Source organism: Micromonospora wenchangensis, from assembly GCF_002210435.1.
Taxonomy (GTDB): Bacteria; Actinomycetota; Actinomycetes; order Mycobacteriales; family Micromonosporaceae; genus Micromonospora; species Micromonospora wenchangensis.
The window spans coordinates 1-23,666 of the sequence record NZ_MZMV01000084.1; the positions used below are offsets into that span (position 1 = coordinate 1).

The 23,666-nt window shown below is 75.7% G+C and carries 18 protein-coding genes; 9 read left to right on the top strand and 9 right to left on the bottom strand.

Features of this window, described 5'->3' with window-relative positions; all coding sequences use genetic code 11:
• From B5D80_RS29880 to B5D80_RS29890, 3 genes are all read left to right on the top strand, one after another.
• Positions 1–2,776 (top strand): M48 family metalloprotease (locus tag B5D80_RS29880; RefSeq protein ID WP_088647276.1); only part of this gene is annotated, 2,776 nt, incomplete at its 5' end.
• A gap of 82 nt (positions 2,777–2,858) precedes the next feature.
• On the top strand, positions 2,859–3,335 hold the full coding sequence (locus B5D80_RS29885) for a hypothetical protein (RefSeq protein ID WP_088647277.1): 477 nt from the start codon (positions 2,859–2,861) through the stop codon (positions 3,333–3,335).
• A complete protein-coding gene (locus B5D80_RS29890; RefSeq protein WP_088647278.1) occupies positions 3,332–4,222 on the top strand; it encodes a hypothetical protein in 891 nt (296 codons plus the stop codon). Before B5D80_RS29885 ends, B5D80_RS29890 begins: the two co-directional genes overlap by 4 nt.
• Positions 4,223–4,250: 28 nt before the next feature.
• Here the strand turns inward: B5D80_RS29890 and B5D80_RS29895 are convergent, their stop codons facing one another.
• The 3 genes from B5D80_RS29895 to B5D80_RS29905 form a co-directional block, all read right to left on the bottom strand.
• The gene (locus tag B5D80_RS29895) at positions 4,251–4,958 is read right to left on the bottom strand and encodes a VOC family protein (protein WP_088647279.1); all 708 of its coding nucleotides are present in this window, start codon (positions 4,956–4,958) and stop codon (positions 4,251–4,253) included.
• Between the two features lie 252 nt (positions 4,959–5,210).
• Entirely contained in the window at positions 5,211–6,890 is a 1,680-nt protein-coding gene (locus B5D80_RS29900; protein ID WP_088647290.1) for an ABC transporter ATP-binding protein, read from the bottom strand.
• Positions 6,891–6,940: 50 nt separating this feature from the next.
• A complete protein-coding gene (locus tag B5D80_RS29905; RefSeq protein ID WP_211291706.1) occupies positions 6,941–8,587 on the bottom strand; it encodes an ABC transporter transmembrane domain-containing protein in 1,647 nt (548 codons plus the stop codon).
• A 273-nt stretch (positions 8,588–8,860) separates the two neighbouring features.
• Here B5D80_RS29905 and B5D80_RS29910 point away from each other — a divergent pair, with 273 nt between their 5' ends.
• Positions 8,861–9,970, top strand: a complete 1,110-nt coding sequence (locus tag B5D80_RS29910; RefSeq protein ID WP_144081806.1) for an NHL repeat-containing protein — start codon at positions 8,861–8,863, stop codon at positions 9,968–9,970.
• A gap of 48 nt (positions 9,971–10,018) precedes the next feature.
• Entirely contained in the window at positions 10,019–13,237 is a 3,219-nt protein-coding gene (locus B5D80_RS29915; protein WP_088647281.1) for an ATP-binding protein, read from the top strand.
• On the opposite strand, the gene B5D80_RS29920 is transcribed toward B5D80_RS29915, so the two are convergent.
• Both B5D80_RS29920 and B5D80_RS29925 read right to left on the bottom strand, forming a co-directional pair.
• Positions 13,197–14,024: an ABC transporter permease gene (locus tag B5D80_RS29920; protein WP_088647282.1), complete on the bottom strand. Its 828-nt coding sequence runs from the start codon at positions 14,022–14,024 to the stop codon at positions 13,197–13,199. The genes B5D80_RS29915 and B5D80_RS29920 overlap by 41 nt on opposite strands.
• On the bottom strand, positions 14,021–14,998 hold the full coding sequence (locus B5D80_RS29925) for an ATP-binding cassette domain-containing protein (RefSeq protein WP_088647292.1): 978 nt from the start codon (positions 14,996–14,998) through the stop codon (positions 14,021–14,023). Before B5D80_RS29925 ends, B5D80_RS29920 begins: the two co-directional genes overlap by 4 nt.
• A 204-nt stretch (positions 14,999–15,202) precedes the next feature.
• Here B5D80_RS29925 and B5D80_RS29930 point away from each other — a divergent pair, with 204 nt between their 5' ends.
• A complete protein-coding gene (locus tag B5D80_RS29930) occupies positions 15,203–15,850 on the top strand; it encodes a DUF2238 domain-containing protein (RefSeq protein ID WP_245855060.1) in 648 nt (215 codons plus the stop codon).
• 105 nt (positions 15,851–15,955) lie between these two features.
• Here the strand turns inward: B5D80_RS29930 and B5D80_RS29935 are convergent, their stop codons facing one another.
• Both B5D80_RS29935 and B5D80_RS29940 read right to left on the bottom strand, forming a co-directional pair.
• Positions 15,956–17,095: a CaiB/BaiF CoA transferase family protein gene (locus B5D80_RS29935; protein ID WP_088647283.1), complete on the bottom strand. Its 1,140-nt coding sequence runs from the start codon at positions 17,093–17,095 to the stop codon at positions 15,956–15,958.
• A complete protein-coding gene (locus B5D80_RS29940; protein ID WP_088647284.1) occupies positions 17,085–18,251 on the bottom strand; it encodes an acyl-CoA dehydrogenase family protein in 1,167 nt (388 codons plus the stop codon). Before B5D80_RS29940 ends, B5D80_RS29935 begins: the two co-directional genes overlap by 11 nt.
• A gap of 163 nt (positions 18,252–18,414) precedes the next feature.
• Between B5D80_RS29940 and B5D80_RS29945 the strand changes: the two genes are divergently transcribed.
• A complete protein-coding gene (locus tag B5D80_RS29945; RefSeq protein WP_088647285.1) occupies positions 18,415–19,065 on the top strand; it encodes a TetR/AcrR family transcriptional regulator in 651 nt (216 codons plus the stop codon).
• Between the two features lie 60 nt (positions 19,066–19,125).
• Here B5D80_RS29945 and B5D80_RS29950 read toward each other — a convergent pair whose 3' ends face one another.
• Together B5D80_RS29950 and B5D80_RS29955 are read right to left on the bottom strand one after the other, a co-directional pair.
• Positions 19,126–19,944 carry an IclR family transcriptional regulator domain-containing protein gene (locus B5D80_RS29950; RefSeq protein ID WP_088647286.1) on the bottom strand — a complete coding sequence of 273 codons (819 nt, stop codon included), beginning with the start codon at positions 19,942–19,944 and terminating at the stop codon, positions 19,126–19,128.
• 62 nt (positions 19,945–20,006) lie between these two features.
• The gene (locus B5D80_RS29955; protein ID WP_088647287.1) at positions 20,007–21,467 is read right to left on the bottom strand and encodes an amidohydrolase family protein; all 1,461 of its coding nucleotides are present in this window, start codon (positions 21,465–21,467) and stop codon (positions 20,007–20,009) included.
• Positions 21,468–21,714: 247 nt separating this feature from the next.
• On the opposite strand from B5D80_RS29955, the gene B5D80_RS29960 reads away from it, so the two are divergent.
• Entirely contained in the window at positions 21,715–22,875 is a 1,161-nt protein-coding gene (locus tag B5D80_RS29960) for a CaiB/BaiF CoA transferase family protein (protein ID WP_088647288.1), read from the top strand.
• Complete coding sequence (locus B5D80_RS29965; protein ID WP_088647289.1) at positions 22,857–23,654, top strand: citryl-CoA lyase; 798 nt, start codon at positions 22,857–22,859, stop codon at positions 23,652–23,654. Before B5D80_RS29960 ends, B5D80_RS29965 begins: the two co-directional genes overlap by 19 nt.
• Positions 23,655–23,666 lie beyond the last annotated feature (12 nt).

Below are 23,666 nucleotides of genomic sequence, written 5' to 3' on the forward strand. Positions count from 1 at the left end.
CCAGGCGTGCGCGGCACTCGACGACCTCCCGCCGGACGGCGGGCAGGCCGCCCGGCTGCTCGGTCGGGGGGCGCGGTACGACCGGTGCGCCACGGGTTTCGAGCTGGTCCGGGGGTTGGCCCAGCTCGGCGGGGCGGTGGGGGTGCTCGGCCTCGCCGGGGTGGCCGTGCTGCTCGACGGCCTGTCCGCGCGCCACGCCGTGCGGCGTCGGGTCCGCCGTCGCCCGGCCGGTGAGCGGGGTGTCGCCGTGGTGCGGGAACGCTTCGAGCACTGGTGCGACACGCTGGGGCTCGACCGGCGTCGGCCCCAACTCGTCGTCGCGCCGGTCGGCGTCCGGCAGGCGTACACCACGGCGGTGCCGTTCGGCCGGCCGCTGGTGGTGGTGCCGGTGGCCCACGCGTACGGCCGCCCGGACCTGCTCGACCTGGTGCTGCTGCACGAGTTGGCGCACGTCCGGGCCCGGGACGTGGCGTGGGCGTCGGCGACCCGGTGGACCGGTGGGCTCATCCTGCCGGTCCTGGTGCTGGTGGTGACGCCGGTGCTGGTGGACCCGGGGCCGGCGACCCGGTACTACGCGCTGACCCTGCCGGTCACCGCGCTGTTCGCGGCCGGGACGCTGCTGGCGCGGGCGGCGGTGCTGCGCCGCCGTGAGCACGCCGCCGACCGGTTCGCGGTCGACCACGCCGACCTGCGCGACGCCCTGGCCGCCGCCGGTGGTGACGACGACCCGCCCCGTCGGGCGCGGTGGTGGCGGCCGGGCCGCTGGCTGGCCCGCCACCCGACGGACGCGCAGCGGGTCCGGGCGCTCGACCGGGAACCGCGCTGGGAGGACGGCTTCACCGTCGCGGTGGTGGCCGGCCTGGTGGCGATGTTCGGCTTCCAGTCGCTGCTGCGGCTGCTGACGCACGGGGTCGGCCCGGTCCCGCCGGGCGACGCCGGTGACGTCGCGGTGGCCGCCGCGGCCCTGTGCTGGGCCGTGGTCGTGGTGCCGCTGTGGTCCCGCCGCCCCGCGTCGGTACGTCGGCGGTGGTCCCGGATGCTCGGCTCCGGGCTCGGGCTGGCCGGCGGATACCTCCTGCCCGGCTACGGGGCGACCAGCCCGGTGTACGGGGTGTTCCTCGCCGGCTTCCACCTCGGTGCGTTCGCCGCGCTGCTGCCGGTGCTGGTCGGGGTCGGCGCGGTGGCCGTCGGGTTCGCCGAGGCGGTGGCGCGGGTGCCGTCGGGGATACGCCGCAGGGCGACCCTGGTGGCCACGGTGCTCGCGGTGGCGGTCCTGCTGACGGCGGTCCTGACCACCGCCACCCTGCTGGTGTTCGGCCACTGGGCCTGGCACAGCGGGCCGATCGACCGGGCCCTGTGGAGCACCCCCGGTCTCGCCGCCCGGGTGGCCCTACCGGCGGTGCCGCTGGCCGCCCTGCTGCTGGTATGCCGGCCGACCCGTCCCCGCCGGCCACCGCGTCCGGCGGCGTCCCCGCCGGACGCGGCACCCGGGCCGTCGCCGGTCGTCGCCGGTCCCCGGCGGCTGGTCGCGCTGATCCTGCTGACCGGCGGTACGGCGGTCGTCGCCGGCCTCGCCGCGACCGACCTGGTCGCCGGCCGGACCGCCGGTGGGGACGCCTTCTTCCTGCTGTTCCTCCGCTGGTGGCTGTGCGCGTCGGCCGGCTGGTGGGTCGCGTCGGTGGTGCTGCTCGCCCGGGGGGTCCGGGGCACCGCCGTGGCCTGGACGGCCGGGGCCGGGGTCACCGTCGTCGCCGGGACCGTCCAGTTCGCCCGGGACGTCGTCGGCGGGGCCGGGCCGGCACCGGCGCACCTGCTCGCCTTCCTCGAACGGCCGGCGTGGCTGCTGCTCGCCGCGCTGGTGGTCGCGTCGCCCCCGGTGCTGCTCCTGCGTGAGCTGTGGACCGGGTGGTGGGCGCGGGTCCGCCGCCGGCCGGCGCGCCGCCACGGCCCCCGGGCGTCCTGGCCGCCACCGGTGCTCGCGGCCCTGGTGGCCGTGGCGGTGGTTGGTGGGGTGGCGGCGGGTTGGACCGCGCCGGTGACCGGGCGGGCCGGTGACTGGGATCTGCTGCGGTCGGCCCGGGTGGAACCCGCCGCGCCGGACGACGGACGCCCCCGACCGGCCGCCCGGGATCCGGGCCGGCCGCTGGACCGGGCCGCGGTAGACGCCGCCCTGGCCGAGGCGCGACGCAGCCTGCCGGTGGACTGGACTCCCGCGCCGGGGCTCAGCCCGTTCGGGGCGATCGACCCGGCGGGGGTGCGGCCGTCGGCCTGCGCCGACCGGTTCGCCGCCGATGCCCGCGCCGAGCGGGCCCGGCCGGCGTCGGCCGAGGGCACGGTCGTGCTGGCGGTGCCGGCCACCACGTTGCCACCGCTGGGCGCGACCTTCCAGCTGCGGCTGACGTCGTACCCGTCGGCCGACGCGGCGGCCCGGGTGCTCGCGGCGGCCCGGCAGGCCGTCACCGCCTGCCCCCGCTGGTCGTACCCGTCGGCGCTGGCCGACGGTGGCGTCGCGCACCGGTGGACGGTGGCCATGCCCCGCGCCGACCTGCCGTACGACAGCCTGCGGGTCAGGATCACCGACTCGTCGACGCTGGGCGGGTTGCCCGCCGTCGCCGCTGGGACGCGGGTCGTCGTCGCGGTGGGGCGCACCGTGCTGTCCGCCGAGATCGCCCTCGGCATCCCGTTCCGCGACCAGTTGGAGCCGAAGGAGCGACTGCTCCTGGACGACCTGGCGGTGGTCGGTGCCCGTCTGGTCGTGCACGCCCTCGATTCCTGACCGTGACCCGCCGGCACCCGACCCGCTGGCGGTGACCCTCCACCATCGACCTACCGACCCTGCGACCGATCGGCGGTGCACCATGACGGATCTGACGGCCCGGCCGGGGCCGATGCTGCTCAGCGACCTCGCGCGGGAGGTGGTGCTGGCCGCCGCGCCGCAGGAGTCGGCGCTGCTGCCCGAGGTGACCGCCGCCTGGCTCGCCGGTGAGCTGGGGACACCGGGGCGGGGCGGGCGGTGGCACGGTGGACGGATCGGTGTCGGGCTGGACGACGGCCTGCTCGTGACGGTGGTCTACCCGGTGCTGGCGGCGGCGCTGACCCAGGTGCTGGCCCCCGCCGCCGAGCGGGGCTGGCGTCGCCTGTGGCGACGGTGGCGACCGCGCTCCCGCCGTACCGACGTGGTGGTCGCCCCGGAGGTGCTGGCCCAGGCCGAGGCGGTCCGCGACGCGATCCTCACCGCCGGGTCCGCCCTCGGGGTGTCCCGCCGACGCTGCCAGCTGATCGCCGAGGCCGCGTACGCCGCCCTGCTGCGCCGTCAGCTCGGGGACGGGTCGTGACCGGGCCGAGCCGCCGCCGGCTGCTGGGGCTGGCGGGGCTCACCCTGGGCGGAATGCTGGTCGGCTGTGGCGGGCCCGGCGACCCCCGACCGTCGGCTGCCGGGCCGTCGACGCCCACGACCGGCTCGCCGCCGACGGGTGGTCTGCCGGCCGCCGACGTCCTGGTCGACCGGCTGGCCGGGTACCCGAGCGCCTTCCGGTTCACCCCGACGAACACCACGACCACCGACGAGGCGGCGGTGGCCCGGGCGCGGGTGGCGATGCGCACCGAGTTGGTGGCCTTCCTCGCCTGGGCCGGGAGCAACGGGCACCCCGACCTGCGGGCGGCGTTGCCGGCCGACCCGGGCGGCGAGGGGTACCTGCTGGACCCGCTGGTCGGCAACGACGAGACCCTGGACACGGTGCCGCTGGCCGGCGCCCGGGAGCCGTTCGGGCGGCTGGTCCCTGACAACGAGACGGTCAAGAGTTACCTGGGCACCCGGCAGGCCGGGTTCGCGCTGGTGATGCTGAAGGTGATGATGTCCCGGGCGGCGTACGCGCGCCTGGTCACCGACTCCCCGCTGGTCCGGGCGGCGGCCGGCAAGAACGTGGTCACCGTCTATCCGGTGACCGCGCCCGAGCCGCCTGGCGGCGATCGCTACCTGTCGCTGCTGCCGGGTCTGCGCGAGGCGTTCCGGGGCGATCCGGCGCGGCGGTGGCTGGTGGCCAACCCGGGGCAGAACCTGTCCGCGGCGAACCAGCGGCGGCTGCTCGACGGCGGCGGCACGCTGCACACCGCCGACGGCTACCGGGTGGTGTACGTGGACAGTGCCCGCGCCGGCTACGTCCCGGCCGCCGTGGCGCGTGCCCTGTACGACGGGCTGCGGGAGGCGGCCACGCCCCGGTAGGCGGGCGGATCCGCCCCCGGGGTGGGGCTCAGCCTGTGGTCACCCCGAACGTGTTGCCGTCCGGGTCGGCCAGCAGGACGACCCCGGCGGCGGTGGCGTCGAGCCGGGTGGCCCCGAGGGCGACCAACCGGGCGACCTCCGTCTGGGGGTCGGTGCCGGCGGCGGCGAGGTCGAACCGCTGCGGGTCGCGGCCCCGCTGCGGGGCGACGGGCGGTCCGCCCCAGGCGACCTTCGTGCCGCCGCGCGGGGCCTGGACGGCGGTCTCCTGGTCCTGGTCCCACACCAGCGGCCAGCCCAGCGCCCGGCTCCAGAAGAGGCCGACCTCGCGGGTGCCGTCGCAGGCGACCTCCCCGAGCCGGCCGCATCCGGCGAGGAAGGTGTTGCCCGGCCCGATGACGCAGAACTCGTTGCCCTCGGGGTCGGCCAGCACGACGTGCGTCTCCTCGGGGAGCTGCCCGACGTCGAGGTGGCTGCCGCCGAGGGCGATCGCCCGTGCGACCTGTCGCCGCTGGTCGTCGGCGCTGTCGCTGGTCAGGTGCAGGTGCATCCGGTGGGGTCCGGTGCGGTGCGGCTGGCCCGGCACGAACCGCAGGTCGGGTCGGGTGTCGGTGCCGGGCAGGCGGACGCCGTCGGTGCCGTCGGCGACGGTGTCCTGGCCGAGCAGGTCGGCCCAGAACCGGGCCAGTCGGGTGGGGTGCCGCGCGTCCAGGGTCAACGTCAGGTGTCGCGGGAGCATCCCGGCACCGTAGCGACCTCCGCCGGGGACGACAACGGCTTTACGTCGCGCGACGACGGGGGTGGTGGCAGGTCCGGGCGGGGGACGGGCGTTGCCGCCCGGACCTGCCTGCCGACGACGGGGGCCACCGTCCACCACATCGACCACGATGACTTTACGGAAACCTTTCGGAAACTTCAAGTGGTCATGCGCGTCGAATCCCTGCCCACGGGCTACGTCGGCGGGGAAACCTTTCGAAGTGGCGGTGGCCGGTCAGTGGCCGTGCCAGGAGCGCCAGAGGGAGGCGTAGACGCCGTCGGCGGCGACCAGGTCGTCGTGCCGGCCGATCTCGGTGATCCGGCCGTCCTCCAGCACCGCCACCCGGTCGGCGTCGTGCGCGGTGTTGAGCCGGTGCGCGATGGCGATCACCGTCCGGCCGGCCAGCACCGCACCGAGCGCCCGCTCGGTGCGCCGGGCGGTCGTCGGGTCCAACGCGGCGGTCGCCTCGTCGAGGATCAGGATGTCCGGGTCGGCCAGCACGAGCCGGGCCAGCGCCAACTGCTGGGCCTCGGCCGGGCCCAGGTCCCGCACCCCGGCCCCGAGCGGGGTGTCGAGACCGTCCGGCAGGTCGGCGTACCAGTCGGCCCCCACCGCCTCCAGGGCCGCCCGCAACTGCGCGTCGGTGCCGCCCGGCGCGGCGAACGCCAGATTGTCCCGCAGCGTACCGAGGAAGACGTGGTGCTCCTGGGTGACCAGGGCGATCCGGCGGCGGCGCTCTGCCGGGTCAAGGTCGGTGACCGCGACCCCGCCGAGGCTCACCATCCCCCGGGCGGGCACGTCGATGCCGGCGAGCAACCGGGCCAGGGTGGACTTGCCCGCCCCGGACGGGCCGACCACGGCCAGCCGTTCCCCCGCCGCGACCGTCAGGTCGATGCCGTGCAGCACCTGCGGGCCGTCCGCGTACCGGAACGTCGCCCCGCGCACCTGCACCACCCGCCCGGTGGGCAGGGCCGCCCGGCCCCGGGGCTCCGGCGGCACCTGCCCCACCCCGAGCACCCGGGCGTACGAGGCGACGCCGCGCTGCGCCTGCTCCACCCACAGCAACAGCCGGTCCAGCGGGTCGACCGCCTGTTGCAGGTAGAGCGCGGCGGCGACCACCTCGCCCAGGCTGACCCGCCCCCGCGACAGCAGGACACCCCCGGTGAGCAGCACGGCGGCGATCGGGATCGGATAACTGCCCTCCACCACCGGGAAGAACACCGACCGCAGGGCGAGGGTGGCCCGCCGGGTGGTCCACACCGCGCCGATCCGGGCGGTGCCGTGGGCGACCCGGTCGCCGCCCAACCGCAGCGCCTCCACGGTGCGGGCACCCTCGGCGGTCGTGGTGAGCGCCTCGGTCAGCTCCGCCGTCGCCGCCCCCTCGGCCAGGTAGGCAGGGGCGGCCCGGCGCAGGTACCAGCGCACCACCACCGCGATCGACGGGAGCCCGGCGAGCGCGACCAGGCCGAGCAGCGGGTCCAGCAGGAACACCGCGCCGAACAGCAGCGTCAACTGGGTCCCCGCGATGACCACCACCGGCACCACGTCGCGCAGCATGGTGCCCACCGTGGACACGTCCACCGAACTCCGGGTGGCCAGGTCACCGGTGCCGGCGTGCTCGACCACCGAGACGGGCAGGCCGAGCAGGCGGGTCACGAAGTCCTCACGGAGCCGGGCCACCGCCCGCTCGCCGAACCGGTGCCCGGCGTACTGGGCGTAGCGGGCGAGCAACCCCTGCACCAGCACGCAGCCACCGATGGCCAGCGCCGACCGGTCCACCGCGCCCGCCCCGGCGCCGGCCGTGACCTGGTCGACGATCCGCCCGATCAGCCATGGCGCGGCCAGCCCGGCGAGGGCGGCGGCGCTGTGCAACGCCAGCACCCCGGCGACCGCCCACCGGTCGCCGGCGAGCATGTCGCGGGCGGCCCGCCGGACCACCGCCGGGCCCGCGACCGGGAGCTTCGTCACCGTCCGGCCCGCCCGACCGGCGCGTCGTCGGTGCCGCTGGTCCGCCAGACCAGCCGCCGGTAGTCCGGGTCGGCGGCCAGCAGCGCGGCGTGTGTCCCGGTGCCGGTGATCCGGCCGCCGCGCAGGTGGGCGACGGTGTCGGCGTGCCCGAGCAGCACCGGTGAGGTGCTCACCAGCACCGTCGTGCGACCCGCACGGGCCTGCCGCAGGCGCTGCGCCACCCGGGCCTCGGTGTGCGCGTCCACCGCCGACGTCGGGTCGACCAGGATCAGCACCTCCGGGTCGGCGAGCAGGGCACGGGCCAACCGGACCCGCTGCCGCTGACCGCCGGAGAGGGTACGGGCCCGGTCACCGAGCGGGGCGTCGAGGCCGTCGGGGAGCCCCTCGACGACGTCGCGGGCCGACGCCACGTGCAGCGCCGCGTCGATCCGGGCGTCGTCGACGGTGCCGTGCGGGCCGGCGAGGATCTGCCGCAGCGTCCCGGCGAAGAGGTACCCGTCGTGGTCGGCGACGAGGATGCGGCAGCGCACCTCGTCGAGGTCGACTGCCGTCAACGCAACCCCGCCCCAGGTGACCGCGCCGGTGACGTACCGGCCCAGCCGGTCGGCCAGGGCCGCCGCGTCGGCCGGGTCGTCGGCGGCGACGCCGACCAACCGGCCCACCGGGACGGTCAGCCCGCTGTCCGGGTCGTGCAGCGGGGCCGGCCCGGCCGGGGCGGGCCGGGTCGCCGGGCCGCCCACCGGGTCGGGGGCGAGCCGGAGCAGGTCGACGATCCGCCGGGCGGCGACCCGGCCCTGGATCAACTGGTAGCTGCCCTCCAGCAGGAACCAGACCGGCACGATGAGCACCGCCACGTAGCCGTAGACGGCCACCAGTTGCCCGACGGTGATCCCGCCCGCCACGGCCGTGCGGGCGGCCAGCCACACCACCACGGCGAGGAACACCCCGGGGATGACGGCGGTCAGCGCGTCGACCCAGCTGAGCACCGCACCCACCCGGTAGCCCTCGGCCCGCAGCCGTTGCGACCGGGCGGCGTACCGGCGGGCGAACAGGTGCCGGCCCCCCACCCCGGCGAGCACCCGCAGGCCGGCCACGATGTCGTCGGCCCGGGTGGTCAGCTCGCCCTGCTGCTGCCGGTAGACCGCCTCGGCCCGCTCCAGCCGGCGCAGCAGCGGGCCGACCACCAACGCGACCACCGGCACCCCGAGCAGCGTCACCAGCGCCAGCACCGGGTCGATCGACCAGAGCACCACGGCCGCGACCGCGTACGCCAGCACCGCGCCCACCCCCGGGCCGGTCAGGGTGAGCACCTGCGAGGTGCGCACGATGTCGTACCCGCCGACGGTGGCGACGTCACCGGCGGCGAGCCGCCGGGGCAGCACCGCGCCGACCCGGGCGAGCTGCCGCAGCAGCACGGCCGCCGAGCGGGCGCTGGCGTCCTCGCGGATGAACGTCATGGTCCGGTGCCGCATGATGCCCGCCCACGCCAGCGCGGCCCCGGCGACCACGATCGCGGCGACCCAGCCGAGCAACGCGACGGTGTCGCCGGTCCGCAGCCCGTCGTCGACGGCGCGGGCGACCAGGAACGGCCGCACCGACAGCCCCACCATCCAGACCGTGCCGAACAGCGACCCGCGCAGCACCCGCCACGGCTGGCAGCGGACCAGCCACCAGATGTACCGCAGCGGCCCCGCCGTGTCCGGCGTGCCCGGGTCCGGGTGGGGCAGGCGTGGAGGCACCGGCCCAGGCTAGTCACCGGCCGCCGGCCGCACCGGCCCGTATCCGGCCGCGACGCGGTGGCGTACACCTCAGTGCCCGGCCCGGTGGCGGCATTGACGCCGGCGTACGGCGACCGGCAAGCTCCTGTGCTCGGGTCGTCGGCGGCGGGCGTCGCCGGCCACGGCGGGGGAGGGTCGATGACGCGGCGGACGGCCACCCGCGTGTCGACGCTGCTCACCACGCTGCTCGTCGTCGGTACGGCGACGGTGGCCGTCCCCGACCCGGCCCGCGCGGCGGCACCGGCCACGGTGTGCCGGGTCCGCGACGGGCGGCTGACCGAGATCTCCGGCATGGTCGCCACCGACTCCGGGTTCGTGATGGTCAACGACGGTGCCGACGAGGCGTCCCGGCGGCGCATCTTCTTCCTCGACGCCCGGTGCGCGGTGGTGCGTACGGTGGCCTACCCGTCGCGGCCCCGCGACACCGAGGACCTGGCGGTCGGCGCGGACGGCACGGTGTGGGTCGCCGACATCGGCGACAACGACCGGACCCGGTCGACGGTGGCGCTGTGGAAGCTGTCACCCGGGGCCCGCCGGCCGGTGCTGCACCGCCTGACGTACCCCGACGGGGCGCACGACGCGGAGGCGCTGCTGCTCGACGGGGCCGGCCGGCCGGTGGTGGTGACCAAGCAGGGCGGCAGCGCCGGCGTCTACCTGCCGGCCGGGCCGCTGCGGGCCGGCGCGACGGTGCCGTTGACGCTGGCCGGGCAGGTCCGGTTGCCGCTCACCACGACCCCGAACCCGTACTCGTTCTTCGGCCGCCGGCTGGTCACCGGCGGGGCCACCGCACCGGACGGCCGCCGGGTGGTGCTGCGCACCTACGCCGACGCCTTCGAGTACGAGGTGACCGACGGCGACGTGGTGGCCGCGCTGACCGGCGGCACGCCCCGGACCGTGCCGCTGCCCGACGAGCCGCAGGGCGAGTCGGTCAGCTACAGCCGGGACGGCCGCTTCCTGCTCACCGTCTCCGAGACCGCCGGGCAGCCCCCGGGCACCCTGCCGACGGTGCTGCGCTACGCCCTCCCGTCGGCCCCGTCGCCCCCCACGCCTGCCGCGTCGTCCCCGCCCGCCCCGACGGCGTCCACCGGCGCGCCGGCGGCGGCGTCCCCGGGCGCGACCCCCGACGGCGGCTCCCGGACCGACGTCGGGGGAACCCGGTCGCTGCTGCTGGGGGTCGGGGTGATCGGCGCCGGTCTGCTGCTGGCGGGCCTGGTCGGGGTCGTCCGGGCGCGGCGGACCCGCCGCTGAACCGGGGGACGGCGTCGGCGGGATGCGCCGGTGGGGGATGCTGGACCCGTGCAGATCAGCATCCTCGGCCCGCTCGCCGTCGACGGCCGGCCGGTCCGGGGTGAACGGCTCGCCGCCGTGATCCGCACCCTGGTCGACGCGCGGGGCCGGGCGGTCTCGACCCCGCTGCTGGTGGACGCGGTGTGGGACGGCACGCCGCCGGACGACGCGACCGGCGCGGTGCAGGCCCTGGTCTCCCGGGTACGCCGGCTCGGACTGCCGGTGGTCGCCGTCCCGGGTGGCTACCGGTTGCCCGCCGAGCAGGTCACCGTCGACGCGGTCCGGGCCCGGTCGCTGCTGGAACGGGGTCGGGCCGCCCTGCGCGGCGGTGCCGGGCCGGCCGCCCGGGACGCCGCCGACGCGGCCCGGGCGCTGTTCCCCGAGGTCCCGGAGTGTGGCACCGGGGCGACCGGCCGGCTGTTCGCCGACGTCGTCGCGTTGCGCGCCGAGGCGGCACTGACCGGCCCCGGCCCGTACGACGACGGCGACCTGCGGCGGCTCGTCGCGCGGACCCCGCCGGACGAGCCGTCGGCCGCCCTGCTGGTCCGGATGCTCGCCGCCCAGGGGCGCGACGCCGAGGCCCTGGAGGTGGTCGCGCGGCTGCGCACCGAACTGGCCGACCGCTACGGCACCGATCCGTCACCGCTGATCAGCCAGGTCCACCTGGCGCTGCTGCGGGGCGAGTTGACCGCCCCGACCGCCCCGGCGTCGCCGGCCGCGTCCACCCGGAGCGCGCTGCCATCCGGGTGGCGGCGGCCGGTGACCGCGCTCGTCGGCCGGGAACGCGACGTCGAGGCGGTGGAGGCGGCGCTGACCGAGGCGGCCCTGGTGACCGTCGTGGCCACCGGCGGCGCGGGCAAGACCCGGCTCGCCGCCGAGGTGGTACGCCGGGCGGTGGCGGCCGGACGACCGGCCCGGGTGATCGAACTGGCCGGCCTGCGGGCCGCCGAGGAGGTGCTGCCCGCCGTCCTGGCGACCCTCGGCGGGGCGGACACCACGACGGCCGGCGGCACCCTGGGCCTCGACCGCCGGGTGCTCACCCCGCAGGAGCGGCTGCGTGCCCTGGCGCCGGATCTCGACGGCCTGGTGGTGCTGGACAACTGTGAACACCTGCTGGACCCGGTGGCGGCGGTCGTCGCGGACCTGCTCGCGGTGAGCCCACCGGAGGTGGCCGTGCTGGCGACCAGCCGGGCGCCGCTGGGCCTGGCCGGGGAGCGGGTGCACCGGTTGACCGTGCTGCCCGACGCCGACGCGGTGGCGCTGGTCGAGTCCCGGGCCCGTGCCGGGGGTGCGGTGCCCACCTGGGACACCGACCGGGCGTTGGCCCTGTGCCACCGGCTGGACAACCTGCCGCTGGCCCTCGAACTGGCCGCCGCCCGGCTGCGGCACATGCCGATCGACGACGTGCTCGCCGGGCTGACCGACCGGTTCGCGCTGCTCGACGCCGCGCTGCGCGGCCTGCCGGAACGGCACGCGAGCCTGTGGGCGATGGTCGACTGGAGCCGGGAACTGCTCGCCCCCGCCGACCGGGACCTGCTCCAGCGGGTCGCGGTGGTCCCCGCCCCGTTCACCGCCGACCTCGCCGCCGCCGTCGCCGGCCTCCCCGACGTCCGGCGTGGGCTGGCGCGGCTGGTCGAACAGTCCCTGCTGACCCTCGTCGAGGGCGACGGCCCACCCCGCTACCGGATGCTGGAGACCGTCCGCGAGTACGGCGAGGCCCGGCTCGACGCCGCCGGTGACCGTGCCCCGGCCATGGCCGGCCTGGTCGGCTGGGCCCGGCGGCAGGCGGTCGGGCTGCTCGACCGGTTCATCGGTCCCGACCAGCTCGACGCGTTCGACCGGTGCGCCGCCGAGCAGGACAATCTCGTCGCCGGCCTGCGGTGGGCGGCCGGGCACGACGACGAACCGGCGGTGGTGGACATCGCCACCCCGCTGTTCCACCTGTGGGCGGTGCGGGGCATGCACCTGGAGGTCTCCGGCTGGTCCCGGGGCCTGCTGCACCTCGACGCCCCCGAGCGGCGACGCGGCTCGGCGATCGTCTCCGGCCGGGCCAGCGGCCGGTCGTTGCCCGACGCCGACCGGCTGGCCTGGATGTGCCTGCTGGTGGTGGTCAACGCCGGCATCACCGGCCCGCTGCGGCTCGCCGTGCTCGCCCGCCGGGCCCTGCGCCGGCTGCTGGCCGAGCGGCCCCGGGAGGTCTCCTCCCGGCACGCGGTGCTCGCCTCGGTGCTGCCGGCGTTCGACCAGCTCGACCCGGAGCAGGCGCTGCCGGGCACCACCACCCTGATCGAGCATCCCGACCCGTACGTGCAGGGCTTCGGCCTGTTCGCCCGCGCGGCGAGCGGGGACAGCGGGGGTCTGCCGGCGGCTTCGGTGGCCGACGCCGAGCAGGCCTACCGTCGGTTCGAGACGGCCGGCGACCACTGGGGGATGGCGATGGCGGCGCAGATCGTCGGGCACGGCCTGACCCCCGCCGACGGCGGATCCACCGAGTGGCTGGCGCGCGGCGTGCAGCACATGGAGCTGCTCGGTGCCACCCAGGACGTCCGCGCCGCCCGGGTGGTGCTGGACGTGCAGCTCGCGCTGCGCGGTGACCCGGCGGCCGAGCGGCGGTTGGTCGAGACGGCGACCCCCGGCCGGGGGGAGGAGGTGGAGACCGCACAGGCGGGCCTGGGGTTGGCCCGCCTCGCCTGGCAGCGCGGGCGGCACGCCGAGGCGCTCGACCACGCCGACGCGGTGGTCCGCTCGCTGGCCGGCTGGACCGGCCCGCCGCCGCAGCCCCGGGTGGTGCTGCGGGTCGCGGTGGCGGTGCTGCGCCTGCGGATCGCCGAGGTGTGGCCGGCCGCCCGGCGCGACGTCGACCTCCGCGTCACCGAGCTGCTGGCCACCGCCGGCGCGGAGGCGCTGTCGTCGCGGGACCTGCCGGTGATCGGGACCTGGGCGTTGGGCGGTGCCGAACTCGCCGCCTGGCGCGACGACGTCGGGACCGCCCGGGAGCTGTTCGCGCTCGGCACCCGGCTGGGCAGCAACTCGGCGGCGTTCTTCCCGTCGGGCATCGGGGAACGGCTCACCGCCGCCCTCGGTGACGAGGCGCGGCGGGAGCCGTTGCTGGCCGGGTGGCGGGCGCGGCCGGCCCCCGCGGCCGCCGCCCGCATCGGCGAGCTGATGGACGACCTGCTCGGCCGGATCAGACCCGCCGACGGTACGCGCGCAGCGCCAGTGGCATGAACACCGCCACGAAGCCGGCACACCACAGCAGCGTCCACCACACGTGGTTGCCGACCGGGGTGCCGAGGAACAGTCCGCGCATCGCCGTCACCAGGTGGGTCAGCGGGTTCACCGTCACCACCGCCTGCATCCAGCCCGGCAGGGTGCCGGCGGCGACGAACACGTTGGAGGCGAAGCTCAACGGCATGATCAGCGCGAACATCACCCCCTGCACCGCGCCCGGCGTGCGGACCTTCATCCCGACGTAGACCGGCAGCCAGCTCAGGCAGAGCGCGAACAGCACCGCGAGCAGGCAACCGGCGAGGGCCTGCACCGGGCCGGACTCGACCCGGAAGCCGAGCAGGTAGCCGATCGCCAGCGTCGACACGGTCACGATCACGTACCGCACCACGTCGCCGAACACCGCGCCGACCAGCGGTGCGGACCGGGGGACGGGCAGCGAACGGAACCTGTCGAAGATGCCCTTGGCGATGTCGGTGTTGAGGTTGACGCCGATCGCGATGCACCCGGTGGCGATGGTCTGCGCCAGGATTCCCGGCAGCAGGTACTGTAGGTAGTCGTGGGTGGATCCGGCGACCGCGCCGCCGAAGACGTACACGAAGATGACCAGGAACAGCACCGGTTGCAGGGTGACGTCGATCAACGCCTCGGGGGTGCGCCAGGTCTTGATCAGGCTGCGTTTGGCCAGTGCCAGCGAGTGCCGCAGCAGGCGCAGCGGCCGGGGCTGCGCCACGACCGTGGACAGCTTCGGCCCGGTGCGGGGCGGGGTGCCGGTCAGGGTGCTCATGCGGCGACCTCCGTACGGGTGGTGTCGTCGTCGGCCGCGGTCCGGCCGGTGAGGGTGAAGAAGACCTCGTCGAGGCTGGGCAGGTGCAGCGAGAGTTCGGTGACCGCGATGCCGGCTGCGGCCAGCCGGGCGACGCTCTCGGTCAGCGCGGAGTCGTCGGTGACCGGCACCGCGAGCACGCCCCTGCGGATCTCGTCGGCTTGCGCGCCGGAGCCCACCCGGGACAGGATCGCCGCCGTCGGGGCCAGGTTGGCCGGGTCGGTCGGCCGTACCTCCAGGGTCTGCCCGCCGACGACCCGCTTGAGCCCGTCCGGGGTGTCGTGGGCGATGACCCGGCCGTGGTCGATCACCGTGATGGCGTCGGCCAGCGCGTCGGCCTCCTCCAGGTACTGCGTGGTGAGCAGCACGGTCGCCCCGTTGGTCACCAGCGACCGGACGACGTCCCACATGTCCTCGCGTTTGGCCGGGTCGAGGCCGGTGGTCGGCTCGTCCAGGAAGATCACGTCCGGTGAGCCGACCAGGCTGGCGGCCAGGTCCAGCCGGCGGCGCATCCCGCCGGAGTAGGTCTTGGCCGGCCGGTTCGCGGCGGCGGTCAGGTCGAACCAGTCGAGCAGTTCGGCCGCCCGCCGCCGCGCGCCGGCCCGGCCGAGTTCCAGCAGCGTCCCGAACAGTTCCAGGTTCTGCCGCCCGGTCAGGTCCTCGTCGACCGAGGCGTACTGGCCGGTGAGGCCGATGGACTGCCGGACCCGCTCGGCCTGGCGTACCACGTCGAGGCCGTTGATCCGGGCGGTGCCGGCGTCCGGGACCAGCAGCGTGGACAGGATGCGCACGGCGGTGGTCTTGCCGGCCCCGTTCGGGCCGAGCACCCCGAGCACGGTGCCCCGGGGCACGGCGAGGTCCACCCCCTGCAACGCCCGGGTGGACCCGAAGGTCTTGACCAGGCCCTCGGCTTCGATCATCAACTCAGCTGTCATGCCGGCCAGCGTGCGCCGGCCGGCTGACACCGCGCCGACATGCCACCGACACGCCGCCGACGCCCCCGCCCGGGGGCCAGCAGCGGACGGGTCAGGGCCGGCGGGGAGCATCCGGCCCGGCGACCGCGACCGGGTGCGGGCGCTGTTATCGTCGGCGGCCGGGCGGCGACTGGGCGGCCCCCACGCATCGAACAGGTGGTCGCCGTGACCCGGGCCCGTACCCTCGTCCCGCCGGTGCTGCTGGGTCTCGTCGTCGCGGCGCTGGTGCTGTCCGGCATCCGGCCGTACGACCGGCTGACCTGGCTGCTGGAGACGGTCTGGGTGCTCGTCGGCGTGCCGGTGGTGCTGCTGGTGTGGCGGCGGTTCCCGCTGACCACCCTGCTGTGCTGCCTGCTGGCGGCGCACGCGCTGGTCCTCGTCGTCGGCGGCCACTGGACGTACGCGCGGGTCCCGCTGGGCGACTGGGTACGCGACGCGCTCGACCTGTCCCGCAACCCGTACGACCGGCTCGGGCACTTCGTGCAGGGCTTCGTCCCGGCGATCCTGGTCCGCGAGATCCTGGTCCGGCGCTCCCCGCTGCGCGGCAGCCGGTGGCTCGCCCCGCTGGTGGTCTGCGCCTGCCTCGCCTTCAGCGCCTTCTTCGAGATGATCGAGTGGTGGTCCTCGGTGGCCGGTGGCTCGGCCGCCGACGACTTCCTCGGCACCCAGGGCGACGTCTGGGACACCCAGTGGGACATGTTCCTCGCGCTGGTCGGGGCGGTCACCTCGCTGGCCCTGCTCAGCCGGTGGCACGACCGCCAGCTACCGGCCGCCGCCCCCGCCCGCCCGGCTCCCGCCGTCCCGGTGGGCTGACCGGCCCCGGTCCGTCGCCGCTCCGGCTCGCCTGCCCGCCGGTCGCCCACCGCCACACCCGGTCGGACGCCGGACCGGTGGTCGCCGGCCGGCCGGGTCGGCAGGTCACGGTCGGTGGGCCCAGGTGTCGAGGACCGTGGCGACGTCCAGCGGCTCGGCCGGGTCCGGCGCGGGTCGGGGCGGCGGCGCGGGGGTCCGGGCGAACCGGGGCGCGGGGGCCGGCTGCACCTCGCCGTCCACCTCGACGAAGGTGCCCCGGGCGGCGTTGTGCGGGTGGTGGTGCGCCTCGGTGGGGGCGAGCACCGGCGTGACGCACGCGTCGCGGTCGGCGAAGACCGCCGTCCACTCGTCGCGGGTGCGTCCGGCGAACCGGGCGGCGAACCGGCGGCGCAGCTCCGGCCAGCCGGCCTGGTCGTACTGGGCGGGCAGCGTCGGGTCGTCGGCCAGGCCGAGGCCGGTCAGCAGCGCGGCGTAGAACGCGGGCTCCAGCGCGCCCACCGCCACGAACCGGTCGTCGGCGGTGCGGTAGGTGTCGTAGAACGGTGCGCCGCCGTCGAGCAGGTTGCCGCCCCGGGGGGCGCTCCACCGGCCCGCGCCGAGCATCCCGTGCAGGAACGCGGTGAGCAGCGCCGACCCGTCGACCATCGCGGCGTCGACCACCTGCCCGAGGCCGGAGCGTTCCCGTTCCAGCAGCGCGGCCAGCACCCCGGTGGCGAGCAGCATCCCACCCCCGGCGAAGTCGCCGAGCAGGTTCAGCGGGGCGTGCGGGCGGTGGCCGGGGCGGCCCAGCGGCTCCAGCGCGCCGGCCAGCGCGATGTAGTCGATGTCGTGCCCGGCGCGGGCGGCCAGCGGGCCGTCCTGCCCCCAGCCGGTCATCCGGGCGTACACCAGCCGGGGGTTGCGGTCCCGGCAGGTCTCCGGCCCGAAACCGAGCCGCTCGGCCACCCCCGGCCGGTACGCCTCGACCAGCACGTCGGCCCGTTCGACCAGGCGCAGCAGGTCGGCCACCCCGGCGGGGGTCTTCAGGTCCAGCGCGGTGACCCGCCGCCCCCGGTGCAGCGGGCCGGTCGTCGGGACGCTCAGCCGTCCCGGGCCGACGCCGCCCGGCCGGTCGACGCGTACCACGTCCGCGCCGAGGTCGGCCAGCACCATGCAACCGAACGGGGCCGGGGCGAGGCTCGCCAGCTCCACGACCCGTACCCCGGCGAGCGGTCCGCCGGTGGGCGCGTCGGGGTCAGAGGGCACGGGCGATCAGCTCCTTCATGATCTCGTTGGTGCCGCCGTAGATCTTCTGCACCCGGGCGTCGGCGTACATCCGGGCGATCGGGTACTCGGTGGTGTAGCCGTAGCCGCCGAACAGTTGCAGGCACCTGTCGACGATCTCGCACTGCCCCTCGGTGAGCCAGGCTTTCGCCATCGCCGCGGTGGCCACGTCCAGCTCGCCCCGGTCGTGCCGGCCGATGCAGTCGTCGAGGAACACCCGGCTGACCCGGGTCCGGGTGGCGCACTCGGCCAGCACCATCCGGGTGTTCTGGTGGCCGATCAGCGGTTTGCCGAAGGCGGTGCGTTCCTTGACGTACGCGGTGGTCAGCTCGACGGCCCGCTGCATCGCTGCCACCGCGCCGACGCCGATGACCAGGCGTTCCTGGGGCAGTTGCCGCATCATCTGGCCGAAGCCGAGCCCTTCGGCCCCGCCGAGCAGGTTCTCCGCCGGCACCCGCAGCCCGTCGAAGAACAGCTCGGCGGTGTCGTTGCCGTGCAGCCCGATCTTGGACAGCAGCCGTCCCCGCCGGAAGCCCTCGGGGTTCGCGCCGACCTCGCAGACCAGCAGGGAGATCCCGGCGGCGCCCTGCGTCGGGTCGGTCTTGACGGCCAGGACGACCAGGTCGGCGAGGCCGCCGTTGCTGATGAACGTCTTGGCCCCGGTGACCAGGTAGTCGTCGCCGTCGCGGACGGCCCGGGTCCGCATCGCCTGCAGGTCGGAGCCGCCGTCGGGTTCGGTCATCGCGATCGCCCCGACCAGTTCCCCCCGGCACAGGCCGGGCAGCCAGCGCCGCTTCTGCTCGGCGCTGCCGTAGGCGACCAGGTAGCCGGTGACGATGCCGCTGTGCACGGCCAGCCCGAGGGTGCTCTCCCCGACGTGCGCCTGTTCGTGCAGCAGGACCGCCTCGTGGGTGAAGCCGCCGCCGCCCCCGCCGTACTCCTCGGGCACGGAGAGGCCGAGCAGGCCCAGCTCACCGGCGCGCCGGTAGTGGTCGCGGTCCGGGTGGCCCTGCGTCAGCAGCCGTTCGGTGTGCGGCAGCACCTCCCGGGTGAAGAAGTCGCGGGCCAGGTCGGCGAGGTCGTCGTGTTCGGGCGCGTGCCACGGCGGGGTGTAGCTGTCGAGTCCAGGCGTCGGCATGGGTCCACCCTCACGCCCTGTTGGCGACGTGTCAACAATCCTTGATCATCGTCCGGTGTCGACCCCGCCCGCCGCCGACCGGCAGCCCGCCCGCCGCCCGGCTGACGGGACCGGCCCGCCGACCCGGGACACGCCGCGCCCACCTGCCGATAGGGTTCGGCGGATGAGCGTTGACACCGAACCCCGGCGACGGCGGCTGGAGCCCGACGCCCGGCGGGGGCAGATCCTCGCCTGCGCGGTACGGCTGTTCGGCGCGCGCCCGTACGCGGACGTGTCGACCACCGACGTCGCCCGCGAGGCCGGGGTGGCCCGGGGCCTGATCAACCACTACTTCGGCACCAAGAAGCAGCTCTACCTGGAGGTCGTGCGGGTGATGGCGACGGTGCCCGGGGTCGCCGTCGAGCGGCTGCCCGACGGTGACCTGCGCACCCGGGTCGACGCCAGCGTCACCTGGTTCCTCGACGTGGTCTCCCGGCACCGCGACTCCTGGCTGGCCGCCGTGACCGCCGGCGGGATGGGCCACGACGCCGACGTCGCCCGGGTGCTCACCGAGGCCGAGGAGGTAGCGGCGGACAGCGTGCTCGTCGCGGTGGGGCTGGCCGACGCCACGACCTGCCGGGCCGAGCTGCGCGGCATGATCCGGGCGTACGGGGGGCTGGCCACCTCGACCGCCCGGGAGTGGCTCCAGCGGGGCGCGTTGGACCGCGACCAGGTGCACCTGCTGCTGACCGCCACCCTGCTGACCATCGTGGAGCAGGTCTACCCGGCCATCGCCGCCCGCCGGCCGGCCGTGGCCCACCCACCGCCGGCCTGATCGTCACCGGCCGGCCGTGCCGCTGCGGGTGACGCGCGTCGACACGGCTCGACCGACGGCTCAGCCCGGACGGTCCGTGGCGGGCCGCTGCACGGTCATCGGCACGGTGTCCAGCCGGGCCCAGTCCCGGCTGATCTCGGCGGCGGTGCGCAGCAGGCGGGGCAGGTGTTCGTCGGTGAGCCGTTCCAGGGAGGTCTCGGCGGCGTGCACGGTGACGTTGAGCGCGGCCACCACCCGGCCGTCGCCGTCGCGTACCCCGGTGGCGACCGACCGGATGCCGGCGGCCAGGTCCTGGTCGGCCAGGGCCCAGCCGCGCGCCCGCACCTCGCGCAGTTCCCGGTCCAGCTCGTCGCGGTCCGGCTGCCAGCGGGCGGCGATGCCGGAGCGGCTCGGCACGGCCAGCACGGCGGTGAGTTCGGCCGGGGTGAGGGCGGCCAGCAGCACCTTGCCCATCGAGGTGGCCACGGCCGGGAACCGGGTGCCGATGGTCACCGCGAGCGTGACGATCTTGGGTACCGCGACCCGGGACACGTAGACGATGTCGCTGCCGTCGAGCTGGGCCAGCGAGGTCGACTCGTCGGTCTCGGTGACCAGGTGGCGCATGTGCGGCCGGGCGACGTCCCAGATGCTCAGCGAGTTGACGTACGCCACGCCCAGTTCCAGCACCCGGGGGGTGAGCGCGAAGCCCCGGTCGGCGGCACGCACGTAGCCCAACTCCTCCAGGGTGAGCAGGATGCGGCGCACCGTGGGGCGGGCCAGCCCGGTCACCGCGGCGATCTCGCTGAGCGTCATCGTCGGCTGGCCCGGACGGAAGCAGCGCAGCACGTCGAGGCCGCGTGCCAGCGCCTCGATGAAGTCGGTTCCGGCCTCGCGCCCCACGGGAGTCCCTCCGCTGCCTGCCCCGGCCCGGCGGGCGGTCACCCGCCGGGCGCGTCGGATGGCTAATGTTTCCACTGCGCCGAGCCGGCGTCCCACTCGGTGTAGGTGTACGGGTTGTCCAGCACCGCCGTCTCGGGGACGTCCGGGTTCATCCCCTTCTCCCAGGCGTCGACGCCCATGGTGCCGGTGAGGTGTTCGACGGTGCGTTCCACCGCGGCGCGGGCGGCGGCGAGGTCGACGTCGACCAGCCGGTGCTCGTGCTTGACCACCCGGCCGTCGACCAGCACGGTGTGCACGTCGCCGCGTTGGGCCTGGAACACCACGTGGCCGTAGGGGTGCAGGATCGGGAACATCACCGGCGACCGGTCGTTCTTGATCAGCACCACGTCCGCCCGGCGGCCCGGGGTGAGGGCGCCGACGAGGTGGTCGAGGCCGAGCGCCCGGGCGCCGCCCCGGGTGGCCCACTCCACCACCTGCTCGGCGCGCAGGTGGCAGTGGGTGACGGTCTCCTGTCGACCGTGCGCCTCGAGGTGTTCGCGGGAGCGGTCGGCGCTGAGCGTGGCGCGCATCGCGGAGAACAGGTCGCCGCTCCACCAGACGCTGGTGTCCATGGACAGCGAGACCGGGATGTCGTGCTGGCGTAGCTGCCAGGTGGGCGGGTAGCCCTGGCCGGCGCTCTGCTCGCTCTCGGTGGACACCGAGACCGAGCCGCCGGTGGCCGCGATCCGGTGGTACGAGTCGCGGTTGAGGGTGGCGGCGTGCACGTAGACGGTCGACTCGGTCATGAACCCGTGCTCGTGCATCAGCCGGATGCCGTCGTCGTTGGTGGCCCCCCAGACCCCGGCGTGGGTGGTGACCGGCACGCCGAGGTCCCGGGCCACCTCGAAGGCGGCCCGTTCGGGGAAGGCCGGGTCGCCGGTGACGTCGAAGGCCATCTGGAAGCCGAGCCGGTCGCCGCGACCGTGGATGCGGCGGGTGACGAAGTCGCGGAACCCGGGGGTGGTGGCCCACTCCCACGGTCCCTGTTGCAGGTTGCCGTAGGCGAGCACGAACCGGCCCGGCACCGCCTCCAGGGCGTCGACGGCGGCGTCGGCGTGCTGCGGGGTCTGCAGGCCGTGTGACCAGTCCACGGTGGTGGTGACCCCGGCGTCGATCGCCTCGATGGCGGCGAGCAGGTTGCCGGCGTGGACGTCCTCGGGGCGGAACAGCTTGCCGGATTCCAGGTAGTACCAGACGAAGTACTGGGTGAGTGTCCAGTCGGCACCGTAGCCGCGCATCGCGGTCTGCCACATGTGCCGGTGGGTGTCGATCATGCCGGGCATGACGATGCCGCCGGCCGCGTCGATCTCCCAGGTGCCCTCGGGCACGTCCAGTCCCACGCCGACGGCGGCGATCCGGTCGTCGACGACCAGCACGTCGGCGCGGGGGAGCACCGTGCGGGCGTCGTCCATGGTCAGCACCAGGCCGTTGCGGAAGACCACCGGCCGGCCCGCCGCCGGTGTCCGCCCCTCGTTCGCGCTCATCGCCGCCACTCCCGTTCCGAGGTCTGCGGACGATCGTCCGCTGTACGGTCAGATTAAGTTTCGCCAGTGTGTTACCGGTCACCAGTCATGTCAAGGGCGAGTTGCCGAACTGTTTCCGGTCGTTGCAAACGGCGTCGAGCTGGGAGTTTCCCGGGAATCGCCTCGGGGTGTTGACGTCTGGCGGGCTCGTCAGGAAACTGAGCTGGCGGACAGTCGTCCGCTAGACGGTCAAGGCGAGGGGTGAGGCATGGCGGAGGAGACACCGAGCAGGACCGGTCCGCTGCACGGCGTCGTGGTGGCCGACTTCTCCCGCATCCTCGCCGGGCCGTACGCCACCATGCTGCTGGCCGACCTCGGCGCCGAGGTGATCAAGGTGGAGGGGCCCGGCGGCGACGACACCCGCACCTGGATGCCCCCGGTCCGCGACGGCGTGGCCACCTACTACCTGGGCATCAACCGCAACAAGCGGTCCATCGCGCTCGACCTCACCGACCCCGACGACCTGGCCGTGGCGCACCGGCTGGCCGCCCGGGCCGACGTGCTGATCGAGAACTTCAAGCCCGGCGGGCTGCGCCGCTTCGCGCTTGACTACGACACCGTCGCCGCCGGCAACCCCCGGGTGGTCTACGCCTCGATCAGCGGATTCGGCACCGGCGCGGGCGCGGCCTACCCCGGCTACGACCTGATGGTGCAGGCCATCTCCGGGCTGATGAGCCTCACCGGCGATCCGGACGGCCCGCCCTACCGGGCCGGCATCTCCGTGTTCGACGTGATGGCCGGCCTGCACGCCGCGATCGGCATCCTCGCCGCCCTGCACCACCGGCACGACTCCGGCCGCGGCCAGCACGTCGAGGTCAACCTGCTCTCCTCGGCGCTGTCCGGGCTGGTCAACCACAGCAGCGGCTACGTCGCGGGCGGGGTGGTGCCCTACCGGATGGGCAACGCCCACCCCAGCCTCTTCCCGTACGAGCCACTGCCCGTCGCCGACGGCGAGCTGATCGTCATCGCCGGCAACGACGGGCAGTTCCGCAAGCTCTGCCAGGTGCTCGACTTGCCGGAACTCGTCGACGACCCCCGGTTCACCCGCAACCAGGACCGCACCGCCAACCGGGAGGAACTGCGCCCGCTGCTGGTCGAGCGGCTGCGCCGGCGCACCCGCGACGAGTGGTTCACCGACCTGATGGCCGCCGGGGTGCCCTGCGCCCCGATCAACACCATCGACGGCGGGGTCGCGCTCGCCGAACGCCTCGGGCTGGACCCGGTGGTCACCGTCGGCGAGGGCGCCGCCGCGGTGCCCGGCATCCGGCACCCGATCACCCTTTCGGACACCCCCGCGCGGTACGGCGCCCCGCCGCCCGCGCTCGACGAACACGGCGAGGAGATCCGCGCGTGGCTGACCGGCAGCTAGACTTCCCGACCTCGATCGGCACCTCCGACCCGACCACCATCCGACTGCTCGGTCAGGACCTGGCCGGCGACCTGATGGGCCGGGTGGGCTTCGGTGAACTGGCCTTCTGGCTGGTCGCCGGGCGTCGCCCCGGCCCCGGCGAGGTACGCGTCTTCGAGGCCGTCCTGGTGGCCCTGGCCGACCACGGCTTCACCCCCACCGCGATCGCCGCCCGGCTGACGTACCTCAGCGCGCCGGAGGCGTTGCAGGGCGCGATCGCCGCCGGCCTGCTCGGTGGCGGCTCCCGCTTCCTCGGCGTCACCGAGGACTGCGGCCGGTTCCTCGCCGACACCCTCGCCGGTCTCACCGACCCGCCCACCGACGACGCCGGCTGGGACGCCGTCGCCCTGGACGCGGTCCGCGCCGCCCGCGCCGGCAGGCGTCTGGTGCCGGGGCTCGGCCACCCGGTGCACAAGGAGACCGACCCGCGTACCCCGGTGCTGATCACGATCGCCGAGCAGGAGGGGCTGCGCGGGCCGCACCTGCGGCTGTTCGAGGCGATCGGCCGGGTCCACCCGCAGGTGCTCGGCCGCACCCTGCCGCTCAACGGCGCGGGGGTGTGCGGCGCGGCGCTGGCCGACCTCGGCCTGCCGATCGACCTGTTGCGCGGCTTCGCCCTGCTGGCCCGGACCGCCGGCCTGCTCGGTCACCTCGCCGAGGAGCGCCGCCGCCCGCTCGGCATGGACATCTACCGCACCGTCGACCGCAACGCCCGGTACGTGCCGGACGACGCCGACTGATCCCCCCCCCCC